At 44.3% G+C, this 13,309-nt stretch carries 8 protein-coding genes; 6 read left to right on the plus strand and 2 right to left on the minus strand.

The window, feature by feature from the left end:
• Positions 1 to 237 precede the first annotated feature (237 nt).
• Positions 238 to 1,644, minus strand: coding sequence for an MFS transporter (locus MHB56_RS21625; protein ID WP_341143986.1), 1,407 nt, complete (start codon positions 1,642 to 1,644; stop codon positions 238 to 240).
• A 111-nt stretch (positions 1,645 to 1,755) separates the two neighbouring features.
• Here MHB56_RS21625 and MHB56_RS21630 point away from each other — a divergent pair, with 111 nt between their 5' ends.
• From MHB56_RS21630 to MHB56_RS21655, 6 genes are all read left to right on the plus strand, one after another.
• Positions 1,756 to 2,643 carry a LysR family transcriptional regulator gene (locus MHB56_RS21630; protein ID WP_076125263.1) on the plus strand — a complete coding sequence of 296 codons (888 nt, stop codon included), beginning with the start codon at positions 1,756 to 1,758 and terminating at the stop codon, positions 2,641 to 2,643.
• Positions 2,644 to 3,049: 406 nt separating this feature from the next.
• Complete coding sequence (locus MHB56_RS21635; protein ID WP_341143987.1) at positions 3,050 to 7,621, plus strand: endo-1,4-beta-xylanase; 4,572 nt, start codon at positions 3,050 to 3,052, stop codon at positions 7,619 to 7,621.
• 247 nt (positions 7,622 to 7,868) lie between these two features.
• Complete coding sequence (locus MHB56_RS21640) at positions 7,869 to 8,426, plus strand: RNA polymerase sigma factor (protein WP_036675772.1); 558 nt, start codon at positions 7,869 to 7,871, stop codon at positions 8,424 to 8,426.
• Positions 8,408 to 9,541 carry a DUF4367 domain-containing protein gene (locus tag MHB56_RS21645; RefSeq protein WP_076308007.1) on the plus strand — a complete coding sequence of 378 codons (1,134 nt, stop codon included), beginning with the start codon at positions 8,408 to 8,410 and terminating at the stop codon, positions 9,539 to 9,541. The genes MHB56_RS21640 and MHB56_RS21645 overlap by 19 nt, the downstream gene beginning before the upstream one ends.
• A gap of 81 nt (positions 9,542 to 9,622) precedes the next feature.
• Positions 9,623 to 10,495 carry a hypothetical protein gene (locus tag MHB56_RS21650; RefSeq protein WP_038569409.1) on the plus strand — a complete coding sequence of 291 codons (873 nt, stop codon included), beginning with the start codon at positions 9,623 to 9,625 and terminating at the stop codon, positions 10,493 to 10,495.
• Between the two features lie 260 nt (positions 10,496 to 10,755).
• Positions 10,756 to 11,769 carry a stalk domain-containing protein gene (locus MHB56_RS21655; RefSeq protein ID WP_076125261.1) on the plus strand — a complete coding sequence of 338 codons (1,014 nt, stop codon included), beginning with the start codon at positions 10,756 to 10,758 and terminating at the stop codon, positions 11,767 to 11,769.
• 91 nt (positions 11,770 to 11,860) lie between these two features.
• Here the strand turns inward: MHB56_RS21655 and MHB56_RS21660 are convergent, their stop codons facing one another.
• Positions 11,861 to 13,303 (minus strand): DHA2 family efflux MFS transporter permease subunit, encoded by a 1,443-nt coding sequence (locus MHB56_RS21660; protein WP_254857093.1) that lies wholly within the window; start codon positions 13,301 to 13,303, stop codon positions 11,861 to 11,863.
• Positions 13,304 to 13,309: the final 6 nt, after the last annotated feature.

The raw sequence follows: 13,309 nt of genomic DNA on the forward strand, positions 1-13,309 counted from the left end.
AATGTGTCTTTTGAGCTTGAAATTGGACGGAAAAATATATGTAAATCTGGTTTCTTCATTATGTTTTTGGCTCACCGAGCACAAGTTTACTATGGGCGCTTTATTTATTATCCTATTTATGAATCGAGTTTATCCCCACCTTGAAGAGTTAAATAAAACTCATAAAGAGCTGAGGCTACGCATTAAAATAACAAAACAAGACCCGTCTGATGACAGGTCTTATTTGTCTGCACTTTCCTATTTGTTAGCGCCCGAATTAGCCGATTTCTGCAATTGCCCTGACTCACGGTGCTTCCGACTCATGAATACCAAAGACAATGCAATTACCGTGAGGATAACCCCAAGGACTTGAAATCCCTCGAAGCTAAACTTACCTCCCATTATGATACCTATTAACAATGAAGAGAGAATGGTTCCCAGGTATCTCGATGTATTAAATAATCCGGAGGCTACACCGACTATTTCTTTTGGAGAACTTTGGAACAAGGCTGCTTGCAGTCCGACATTGTTCAATCCGTTGCTAATACCGAATGCAGCTAAAGCCACACATACACTGATAACTGGTGAAGTCTGATTTAAGGTCACAAGCCACACTGATCCCAATGTCATCAGGACCCCGGACACTAGCAATGCTGGCCGGGGTCCTGATCTATCGATCCAGCGTCCTGCTATTGGAGCAGTAATCAGTGAGCATAATCCCAGCGTTAGCATGAGAATTCCTGTTTGGAATTCACTGACATGACGTACCATTTGCAAGTAGGATGGGATCCCGAAAAAGAGTGAGTAAAAAAGTACATTAACGAGCATGAATTCAACATTAACCCAAGTCATTGCCGGGTATTTGGCAAATGTACGTAAAGGAATAAAGGGTGATGCCGCTGTTAGCTCATGCCTGACGAATACTCCTAGCAGAACGAGTCCTGTTAGCAAGGTAATGACATGTATTAATGAGATATGTCCGGATGATTTTGCTGAAAGCAATCCAAGGAGCACGGCAATCAGCCCCACAGTGAAGAGCAGGATTCCTGACGCATCAATCAAATCAAACCATTTGCGCAGGGACATTCCCCGGGTAACGGTTGTTGACGGTTCGTCCTTGGGGATATGCTTCCAAGATAATAAAAAGCTAGCGACCACGAATGGAATATTGACGAAAAAGATAGCTGGCCAGTCCCACCAGTGAATAATAACCCCTCCAATAAAGGGACCAATTGCTGCCGCGCCGGATAGGAAGATGGATAAAACAGATAGTGCGGTCGCTTGTTTCTCCGTAATATGAATCCGCACAATGGCCATTCCAACGGCAACCATCATGCTAGTTCCAATGGCTTGCACAATACGGAACACGATGAGACAGCCAAAGTTTGGGGAGAAAGGAGCTAATAAACCTGCAATGAAGGATACGACAAGCCCGGTAAGAAATATTTTCCTCCGGCCGAATAAATCGCTGGCCTTTCCCATGACAGGTTGAGCGATGCTACTTGCAATGTAAAAAGAAAAAATAATCCAGGAAACACCTGTATAGTCAAGCTGGAATACATTTTGCAGCCTTGGAATAGCCACAGATACCATCGAAGAATTTAAAGGGTTCAATAAAATCCCCAGACCTACTGAAATCATTAACCACCTGTTGCGAACACTCATTTTAAATCCCCCTAAAGCTTATTAATGTCATCGTACTTGAAATCGATTATTCATTCCAACGCATTTTATGTTATGATCTCATTGACTTGAGGGAATGAACGGAGGTGCGAATTGGAACTTTTGCAACTGCAATATTTTCTCGCGGTAGCTCGGTTGGAACATATGACTGAAGCTGCACGAAATCTACACGTTACTCAATCTTCACTAAGCAAAACGATTCAGCGTTTGGAGGAGGATCTGGGGGTACCTTTATTCGATCGGGTAGGAAGAAAGCTGCGACTGAATGAGTCCGGAAGCCGGTTCCTTCGCCGAGCTGAAAGGGCATTGTTTGAATTGGAGCAGGGAAAACAGGAGCTTAGCGATTTATCCAGTCCTGAACATGGCACACTCGAATTAGCGGTGACGACCGCAAGCACATTACCCAATATCCTGCGAGAGTTTCGGAAAAAGCGGCCTGATATTCAATACCATGTGCAAATGCTAACCACGCAGGAAATGGTTACACTTCTTAATAGAGGAGAAGTTGATTATTGCTTATCCTCACCTCCAATAAAAGGGGATGACATCGAATGTCAAATCGTCTTTATCGATCCAATTCTTGTGGCTGTTCCAAAGGGGCATCGGCTGGCCAATCGAAGCAGCGTAACTTTGATAGAGCTAAGGGATGAGTGGTTTGTTGGGGTAAAGAGTGGCTATGGTACTCGCGATTTAATAGACTCTGTATGCAAATCAGTTGGATTTGTGCCTAAATATGTGTATGAGGGAGATGAACCCGCAAGGCTTAGCACTCTTGTGGAAGCTGAAATTGGTTTAGCTTTCATACCAAGCACGGCACGCAATTCACGGGAAGATATCCAATACCTCCAAGTAGAGAATCACGAATTGGAAAGGGAGATAGCTTTATTGTGGCACAGGAGCCGGTACATTTCGCAGGCTGCTTTGGAATTTCGGGAGGTAGTTGTAGAATATTTTGGAGCGTTATCCAAACAGACCATTTAATTATGCGGCAGAACAAATAACAAACCAATTCCCCGTTACCTTCCGTTACTTTCAACGGTCCGTAAGTGGGGTTTTCTTTTTGGGTTAAATTTGTAGAATCTTTAATCATACCTATGTTTTCCTATAATTATGGGGGGTAACACCTTTAATATTAGCGTAGTAGTGCGTAGTAGCGAGGCTGTAAAATAGTGTGAGTAGACATGAAAGCGTTTACATAAAAGGAGGGGATCTGTAAGTAAAAAGATTCATTTGTGATGATGTTCTACTGCTCTTCGGGATGATTGTACCACTGTTGAAATTAAGGATTTAGCAGGTAAGGAAATTAGCGTGGGAATATAGGGCTGGTGCTAATAAGGTAGGTCATTAACTGATTTTTATGAAAATCACTAGAGGAGGATTGCATTAAATGAGTAGAATGCTTAAACAAGTAATCTCGATCTTACTCGCAGCTGCCTTGCTTATTCCGACAAGCTGGATCGCTCCGGTTACTGAAGCTGCGGCGCAGGATACGACAGTATCATCAGATAGGGTAACGGTATATCATGAAACTTTTGCGAGTGGCAAGGGGATTGCAGCTCAAGCAGGCAGTGCTAGCCTTACACCTGTGAATGATAAAGTTTTTACCGGCAATACTGACGGCGCAGCTTTATATGTAAGCAACAGAGCGAATAACTGGGACGCGGCTGATTTTAAATTCAGCGATATGGGCCTAGAGAACGGCAAAACCTACACGGTGACTACAACCGTTTATGTGGATGCTAATGTGGCTATACCTAGCGGTGCCCAAGCTTATCTTCAAGCGATAGGCAGCTACGCCCTTTTGGCAAATGTGAATTATGAAGCAGGCAAAGCAATCACCTTGACGAAAGAATTTACCGTGGATACGGACAAAGATACGACACTGCGCGTTCAATCCAACGATGACGGGAAAACGGTTCCGTTCTACATTGGGGAGCTTCTCATTACAGCAAAAAAAGCAGTGACGGAAACGGATAAAGAAATCTATCACGAAACTTTTGTGAGTGGCAAAGGTTTAGCCTCACAATCAGGCTGCGCTAACCTAACCCCTGTCACCGGAAAGGTTTTTGCGGGCAATGCTGACGGGGCAGCTTTATATGTAAGCAATAGAGCGAATAACTGGGACGCGGCTGATTTTAAATTCAGCGACATGGGCCTAGAGAACGGCAAAACCTACACGGTAACTGCATCCGTGTATGTAGACACTGATGTGATTGTACCCAGCGGTGCCCAAGCTTATCTTCAAGCGATAGGCAGCTATGCTCTTTTGGCAAATGCGAATTATGAAGCAGGCCAAGCGGTCATATTGACGAAAGAATTTACCGTGGATACGGACAAAGATACGACACTGCGCGTTCAATCCAATGATGACGGGAAAACGGTTCCGTTCTACATTGGGGATGTATTGGTCACAGAAAAGGTGGCTACCGTAGAGCCAACTCCAACACCAGAAACACCTAGAGACCCAGCTTTACCTTTTACCACTGTTACTTTTGAGGATCAAACGGCAGGTGGTTTTGAAGGCAGGGCAGGTACAGAAACGCTTACGGTTACTAATGAAGCGAATCATACGGATGATGGTTCATACGCTTTGAAGGTTGAGGGAAGAACCAGTACATGGCATGGGCCGACATTACGTGTGGAGAAGTATGTGGACAAAGGCTACGAATATAAAATTTCGTTATGGGTCAAGCTGATCCAGCCTGCAAGTTCGCAGCTCCAGCTGTCCACGCAGGTTGGCAATGGCAGCAGCGCCAATTATGTGCAGCTCGCACCTAAAACCATCAGTGCAAGCGATGGCTGGATTCAGTTTGAGGGATCCTACCGTTATAACAATGTAAGCAGTGAGTATTTGACCATTTATGTGGAAAGCTCCAGTAATAGCACGGCCTCCTTTTATATTGATGATATTAATTTTGAAAAGGTAGGCTCTGGCCCGGTAGATATCGAAAAAGATCTTATACCGATTAAGGATGCTTATCAGAATGATTTTCTGATCGGAAATGCGATAACCGCTGAGGATCTGGAAGGTGTCAGACTTGAGCTTTTGAAAATGCATCACAATGTTGCTACGGCAGGTAATGCCATGAAGCCGGACGCGTTGCAGCCTACGAAGGGTAATTTCACGTTTACCGCGGCAGATACAATTGTAGATAAAGTACTGGCTGAGGGCATGCAGATGCATGGACATGTATTGGTATGGCATCAACAATCGCCTGCATGGCTGAATACAACAACAGACGCAGCTAACAACACGATACCCTTGGGACGGGATGAAGCTCTTATGAATTTGCAGACCCATATCCAAACCGTTATGGAGCATTTTGGTGACAAGGTGATCTCCTGGGATGTTGTAAACGAGGCGATGAGCGATAATCCATCCAACCCAACAGATTGGAAAACAGCGCTGCGATCCGCCCCATGGAAAAGTGCCATTGGAGCAGATTACGTAGAGCAAGCCTTCCTGGCGGCAAGAGAAGTACTGGACGCGCATCCAGATTGGGATATTAAGCTCTATTACAACGATTATAACGAAGATAATCAGAATAAAGCGCAAGCCATCTATAGTATGGTCAAAGAAATCAATGATAGGTACGCGCTGACTCACCCTGGCAAATTGCTTATCGATGGTGTTGGTATGCAAGGGCACTACAGCATTAATACGAACCCAGAGAATGTGAAGCTTTCCTTGGAAAAGTTCATTTCCTTGGGTGTCGAAGTAAGCATAACTGAGCTGGACATTCAGGCCGGAACCAACTATCAGCTCTCTGAAAAGCTTGCTAATGCGCAGGGTTATCTGTATGCGCAGTTGCTAAATATCTTCAGGGATCATGCTGATTCTATCAAACGTGTTACCTTCTGGGGAATGGATGATAACACAAGCTGGAGAGCTTCATCCAATCCGTTGTTATTCGATAAAAATCTGCAAGCCAAGCCGGCTTACTATGGCGTTATCGATCCTGATACCTTCATTGAAGAGCATGAGCCTGAATCAGTAGAAGCTAATCAATCTACTGCTAAATTTGCTGCACCTGTTATAGACGGAACAGTTGACGAGATCTGGAGCCAGACCGCTGAGATTCCGGTCAATCGGTATCAAACCGCTTGGCAAGGAGCGAGTGGAGTGGCAAAAGCACTCTGGGATGATCAAAATTTATATGTCCTGATCCAGGTGAGTGATACACAGCTTGATAAGAGCAGTGTGAATGCACATGAACAGGATTCGGTCGAAATCTTCGTGGACCAAAATAATGGGAAAACGACGTTCTATCAAGATGATGACGGCCAGTACAGAATCAATTTTGACAACGAAACTTCATTTAATCCTGCAAGTATCGCAGCCGGCTTTGAATCGGCAACCCAGATTTCCGGAACCAACTATACGGTTGAAGTGAAGATTCCACTTCAAGGGATCACTCCGGACAACGATAAAAAGCTTGGTTTTGATGTACAGATCAACGATGCTAAAGAGGGCTCACGTCAAAGTGTCGCGGCTTGGAATGATACGAGTGGAACTGGGTATATGGACACATCCGTTTATGGTGTGCTTACTCTAAAGGGTAAATCTACGGGTTCGGAACCCACTCCAACGCCGACAACAGCACCGACACCGACACCAACGAGCCCAACCGATCCAACTGACCCAACCGATCCAACCGATCCAACAAACCCAACGGAACCATCGGCAACCCCGACACCTGTTCCAACAGCGACGCCAGCACCAACAAATGCGCCAACGGGTAGCAGTAACTCGGGTAATGTAGTATCAACTCCACAGCCTGGAGCCATTACAAACAAAGATGGTGTTGTTACGATTAAACTGGAGGTAAAGTCCGACAACGGGCGTGCTATAGGTACCATCTCCAGCGACAACATGAAAAAAGCGCTTGAGCAGGCTACTGTAGCGGCAAACGGCAAGAAACAAATTATCATTGAAGTGCCAAAGCAAACGGACGCGAAAGGGTATGATATACAATTACCGACCCAAAGCCTAACGGGGAAAGAAAACTTTGAACTATGGCTTAAGACGGAAAATGCCATAATTCAAATTCCAAGCAATATGCTGTCTAACGTAACAGACAATGCTGAGCAAGTATCTATACGAATAAGTAAAGTCACCACGGACAGCTTGGAAGCAGCTACCCGCAATATGATTGGCAACCGTCCAATTATCGGTCTAAGCGTAGTAGCAGGTGACAAAGTTATTCCTTGGAATAACCCTAAAGCACCTGTAACGGTAGCCATTCCTTACGTGCCGACAGCGGAGGAGCTAAGCCATCCAGAGCTTATAGTCGTTTGGTACATCGATGGCAAAGGCAACGTACTGCCGGTTCCGAGCAGTCGATATGATGCTGCAACCCAAACGGTGGTCTTTCAAACAACCCACTTCAGCACTTATGCAGTAACCTTCGTAAAGAAAAACTTCGGAGATCTGCAGAATCTTTCTTGGGCCAAACTAGCTATAGACGTTATGGCGGCTCGCGATATCATCAAAGGAACGTCCACGAACAGCTTTTCACCTGCAGATTCAATCAAACGAGCGGATTTCATTACTCTCCTCGTAAGAGCGCTTGAACTGAAGGGAACGGGCAAAAGTGCAATAATGTTCAACGATGTCCAAAAGACAGACTACTATTATGATGAACTGGTCATCGCGAAGGAATTGGGAATTGCTACAGGTTTTAAAGATGATACGTTCAGACCCAATAGCAATATCTCCAGACAAGATATGATGGTGCTGACAGCACGCGCGCTGGCGGCAGCCGGTAAGCAAGTTAAGGCGAGCGGCGTTGTAGCTGCAGCTTATCTAGATGAAGCAAGCCTTTCTAGCTACGCAAAAGACAGTGCATCATTGTTGATCCAATCCGGAGTCGTAAACGGAAAGAACAATAGAATTGCACCGAACGATAACCTTACCCGTGCAGAAGCGGCAGTCATTCTGTATCGTATCTGGAAGTAGTAGTCCCGGCAGCAGAGAAAAAAAGTCTGAATTGACTCAAGGCCATATTTAGTCTGAAAGAGTGGAAATACGTGTATATCCATCCCTTGCGTTCTTCTGTTTTAAGCATCGCTGCTCACCTCCCTGCGGAGAGGAGCAGCGATTTTTTTGTGTATGTTCCGTTGAGTTGGAACTGAAACGGAAAAAAATGTCACGAAACAGACCGCTCAAGTGTTATAACTGTACTGATAGTAGAAAGGAGAAAGTCGTGGACTCTATTGAAGAAAAGATAAAGCGGGTACAAGCGGGGGAAGTCTACCTTTTTTCAGATATTATCAGACTCTACCAACAACGGATCTATCTCTACTGCTTTCGCTTGTTAAACAATAAGGAAGAAGCCGAGGATGCGGTTCAGGACATATTTATTAAGGCTTACCAGAACATCGGCCATTTTGAGTCTCAGGTGAGTTTTAACTCATGGCTCTACAGGGTTTCCTATAATCATTGCCTGAATCAATTGCGCCGGAAGAAATTTCAAAATCAGCTGCGAAAATTACTCAGACAGGATGTAACCACTAAAAGCGCTGAACAAATGGTAGAAAATCAGTTGTTCAGTGAATCCGTGGCCTCTGCCCTGGAAAAGCTTAGCGTGGAGGAACGCAATCTGTTGATTTTGCGCATTTTTGAAGATAAATCATTTGCAGAAATTAGTGAAATTCTGGGTAAAAGTACGGTCACAGTTAGGAAACGGTACGAGCGGACAAGGTGCAAGCTCAGAGAAGTCATTGAAAGAAAGGAGAAACAACTATGCGCAAGGACGAATTGACTTCCGAAGAGTTGTTTCTGAAGGAGGGGGATAATTCTGCCAAACTTCCGCTGGTTGATGTTCATGATTCTGTAATGCAAGCCATCGGGCTAGGTAATGGTCGCCTTGCTGTTAAGCCTGTACCTCACCAGCAGGAGGGGGACATCCCAGATATTATGCATAGAGTGGAGCCAGCAACCTATGCCAAACGATGCCGTAAGCGCATGTGGAGCAGGTCTGTAAGGAGATGGGCAGCGGTGCTGATCCTGGTTGTCTTGGTAGGAGGAAGCTATTCCTTGTTTAAGGAGAGTCCCTGGCAAGCTGCCAAATTTCAATATGAAGTGCTGCCATACGAGCCGCTTCTTGCAACGAAGGAAGGGGGGACGATTGAAGTATCTAGGAATCCGTTAGTTCCTTCAAAGGTAAAAATTCCTCAGAGAGTGGTGACCGAAGAAGAAGAACTGCTGAGTGAAAAAAATTTAGAGGCATATAGAGTTGTAGAGAAATTATTACTACCGGGAGAGGGCGCTTCTTACGTGTTAAAAAAGGAAGGTGCTGGAGATGAACGTCCTCAGCTTGGCAGAGTTATTCCTGCGATGCTATTTAATGATTACTCCAGTTATTTAGCCAAAGCAGAAGAGTATAAGGCGCCATATTTGCCACGCCCGGAGTATCTGCCAGAAGGGTATGTTTTTGATCAAGCATGGATACAACCTGATTTTGAAGTCAACGAGAATGAACTGCTTGCCCTGACTAATGGTATAAAGCTGGAAGGCGGTTACCGGGTTATGTGGAAAAAAGAAGCTACGGCCAGTATTAATTATGACTATTCGTCGATGAGATACAAAAAAGGGGAGAGTATGGTAAGAATTAATGCCAAACACATCAAGGCAAAGTCCGGAACGGTGGAAAGCTTACTAAGGACGAACACCACAATCGTACAGAATATTCTTGTTAACGGAACCCAACTGATCTATACGGAAACTACAAACAATGAAATAAAGTTGGGGTATAGATACAGACTTGTCTGGACGGATCCAGAACAAAATGTAGTATACGATATGACTGCTGCACCGGAGTCTTCTTCTTTAACCAAAGAGGAGGTTATCCGAATTGCTGCCGACATGATGAAATAAGTATAGAAATTTGATGTCACAAATCCGGTAACGTAAGTGTTATGTAAGAGTACTACATATACAGGAAGGTGAGGTATTTTAATGAATAATAGAAAAACACTCATTGCCATGACCAGTATGACCCTAATGTTCGGTTTAGGTTATGGCTTCAAAGGAGAAGCTTACGCCGAGAAGTCTGTTGCTCAGTCTGTGGAAGAAACCGCCATTAAGGCGGAAGTCAAATATATAGCTCAGGGCATCGATGAAGCTGCCAAAGCGAAAACAGATCAGGAACAAAAAAAATTCAAAAATCTCAAAGATCTGCAGCAGAAAGCATTAAGTGAAGAGCTTAAACCTGGAGAAATCAGATATGTGTATATTAATGACAAGGAATATCAAGCCTATGCTAAGGGATCACCCACTGCGGGTGCATATTATTCCCTTTCGTTTAATACGTATAATGAATATGTGGAAAAGTATGCTGCCGGCAATACCTCCATGCCACTGCAATTGCAAGAGCCTCCGGAAGGCTACAATTTTTTCAGGGCAATTGTTTCTCCATATATGACGAAAAAAGAACAGGATAAGATATACTATCAAGTGATCGCCGAGGGTAAGGCGTCCGATAAGAAAATATATGTAAAGAAATTGCAGGAGAAGCGTACAGCTATCAACATCATCTATAATATGACCACAGAGAAAAATGGTAAAAGAGGAGTTCTTGCCATCGCTGCCGAACCTGCAGGACCTAAGGATACGACTGTTGAATCCGAACCAGCAAATGCACAGTCGCAGAAGCTAAAAGTGAGTGGCCAAGAGGTGGTATACACACCTATTGATAAGATGGAGTACAAGTCAGTTGCATGGATGAATCCAAAGACCCGTGTTAATTATATTATTCGGGAAACCGGTGGACATCTGACCAAGGAGGATTTGATTGCTTTGGCAGGACAGATCATTGAAGCTTCGGCGTAGAATGATTCTAAGAGACTTACTAATACATTTGATCAAGGCAGCCCCCAGGGCTGCTTTTTGATTTGAGTATAAAGATTTATAGTATTCATGCTATTTAGGAGATTAAAAGCGAAATGTGGCGTTGGGCAATGGAAATGTGTCTTTTTTAAGTATTCACAAATAAAGAACGAATATCCTATCGTTCCAATATTTACAAAATTCGATATAAAGTGATATAATTTTCGAGATTCATATACATAAACATGAAAGAAGAGTGTAAGATGCTAAAGGTAACAAGCAAAAAAGTCATGTCAATTATTACAGTTAGCTCAATGCTGTTGGCTGTGGGTGCAGTCGCTTATGCAGACACGACATTGAAGAAGATTTCTGCATATCAGAATGCGGCCATCAGCATTGAAGTGGATAATCAGAAAGTGAACCTGTCAAGTAGTGAAGGAACAATGTACCCAATTATCTATGAGGGACATAGCTATGTATCCGCCAAGGCTGTATCTGAAGCACTGGGGGCAACCGTGAAATGGGATAACAGTCGTCAAGCTGTTGTGATCACATCGGCGAACGGCGGAACATCTACATCCGTTGTCCCGGATAAGGACAATACTGTTGCACAAGCTACTGCGAAGCCGGCAACCGTATCTACTCCGCCTGCAACCGAGCCCACTCCGCAAGCAACACCAAAGCCTGCTGCATCATCTTCCGCTACGACTTCCAGTAACAGCGGCGCTTCGTTTGCAGATGCAGTGAAGTTGGGTACTTCTTTTACTTATACGGACCTTGATAACAATTATAGCCCTAAGGGTGATTCAACATCTGCTCAATATACTTTCACTATCAATAAGGTTACGTCGACTACTCTCGGACAATTACATGCTCTTGGGTTTGAGGAACATGTCACTGATCCCGATGTAGCTGTAGATTATGTCCTGCTTGATGTAACGCTTAAGGTGAAAAACGCCACTCTTGTAAAAGGTAGTGAGGACCAAGGGCGGAAGTTCCTTTCAAGTTTTACACCTACCATTTGGGGGGTAGAAACATCCAGTGGACAATACTATATTGGTGGCTCTAGTGATTATTTTGAGGGATCCCTCGGAGAAAATATCGAAAAGCTGTTGGCTGATTTTCCTGAAGTCACCCCAAGTAAACCGGGTTCTTTTGAAGCTTCGGGTAAAGTTGTTCTGCCAATAATCAAAGGCAAGGAGAACACCCTTATTCTTTATAGAAACGATAGTAAGCTTGAGTCCGACAAAAGATCCATCTATTTTAAACTGAAATAGTTATGCAAGTTAGCAGAAAAAGAGATCAACGATGTTATTCATCGTTGATCTCTTTTTTTATGAGGCTTACACAGTGCTGATAACTTTTATATCAAGCTTCTTTGGCAATGATTTTTTTGAGCTTCACCTTGGGTTCTTGCTCAGGGTCAGGCGCTTGCCCAACACGTTTAATAAAGAAAGATAGCAGCAGACCGAGGATACCAATTCCCACAATCACTAGATAGGAATCATTGATCCCTTGAATGGATGCTTCCATAATCATATGTTCCTGTGTTCCGTTCTGTGTACTGCCAGAGGCCAGCATATCCTTCATATGCGTTGTAGTACGGCTTGTCATTACGGTGACGAGCAGGGAAGTCCCAACGGCGCCAGCTACTTGTCGAATGGTATTCGAAATCGCTGTACCATGCGCACTAAGCTTGGCGGGGAGTTGATTTAGACCCAGAGTTTGTATAGGCATGAGGAGCAAAGCCATCCCGATCCGGCGGCCTGTTGACATGTATACCAGATACATGTAGCTGGTTGAGTCTGTTAAATTTACAAAGCTAAGAGTCGTTGCAATTGTAATCAGTAGACCGATAATAGCGAGCCATTTTGCCCCGAACCGGTCGAACAGCTTGCCGGTTACCGGCATCAACAATCCCATTACGAGTGCACCGGGAAGCAGCAACAAGCCGGACTCCATCGCTGTAAAACCGCGGGCATTCTGCAGGTACAAAGGTAGCAGCATCATATCTGCATACATTACGATTGTAACTGCGATACTGATGACAGTTGTTAAGGAGAACATATTGTATTTAAAGGCCCGGAGATCAAGCAGTGGATTTTGGGAAGCCAACTGTCTCCAAGTAAACAAGCCAAGGGAAAGCACACCTGCTGCTAAAGACAATAACACTTCTGCGCTCGACCAACCCGCACTGGCAGCGCGGCTGAAGCCATACAGCAAGGTTCCAAAACCGATGGTAGAAAGAGTTACGCTAACAATGTCCAACTTGGGAAAGATGCGTTCCGATACATTTTTTAAATAAATAAATCCGCATATGATTACAATGACGGTCAAAGGAATCATGCCATAAAACATTGTCTCCCAAGAATAATGTTCCAAAATATATCCAGCCAGAGTAGGTCCAATCGCAGGTGCGAAAATGATGGCTAACCCTACCATCCCCATGGCAGCCCCTCTCTTTTCAGGAGGGAACAGGGTCAAGATGACATTCGTGAGCAGTGGCATAATAATCCCGGCACCAGCTGCCTGAATCATACGCCCGGTCAACAGAACAGGGAAGTTTGTCGCGACGGCCGATACGATCGTTCCAGCCAAAAATATAAACATAGAAGCTTGAAAAAGCTCCCGCGTCGTAAACCGTTGCATTAGATAAGCTGTAATTGGAATTAGAACACCATTAACCAGCATATACCCCGTTGTCAGCCACTGAGCTGTAGCCGCCGAGATATTAAAATCATGCATTAACTCCGGAACGGCAACGCTCATTACCGTTTGATTCAGTGTCGCAAGAAAGGCGCCCAAAATCATAATGAA

It is taken from the genome of Paenibacillus sp. FSL H8-0315 (genome assembly GCF_038005365.1).
GTDB lineage: Bacteria > Bacillota > Bacilli > Paenibacillales > Paenibacillaceae > Paenibacillus_AQ > Paenibacillus_AQ odorifer.

Excerpts from the sequence above, each read along its gene's own strand:
- MHB56_RS21655 (WP_076125261.1), top strand. The coding sequence starts at position 10,756 with ATGCTAAAGGTAACAAGCAAAAAAGTCATGTCAATTATTACAGTTAGC.
- MHB56_RS21645 (WP_076308007.1), top strand. The coding sequence starts at position 8,408 with ATGCGCAAGGACGAATTGACTTCCGAAGAGTTGTTTCTGAAGGAGGGG.
- MHB56_RS21660 (WP_254857093.1), bottom strand. The coding sequence starts at position 13,303 with ATGATTTTGGGCGCCTTTCTTGCGACACTGAATCAAACGGTAATGAGC.
- MHB56_RS21635 (WP_341143987.1), top strand. The coding sequence starts at position 3,050 with ATGAGTAGAATGCTTAAACAAGTAATCTCGATCTTACTCGCAGCTGCC.
- MHB56_RS21650 (WP_038569409.1), top strand. The coding sequence starts at position 9,623 with ATGAATAATAGAAAAACACTCATTGCCATGACCAGTATGACCCTAATG.
- MHB56_RS21625 (WP_341143986.1), bottom strand. The coding sequence starts at position 1,644 with ATGAGTGTTCGCAACAGGTGGTTAATGATTTCAGTAGGTCTGGGGATT.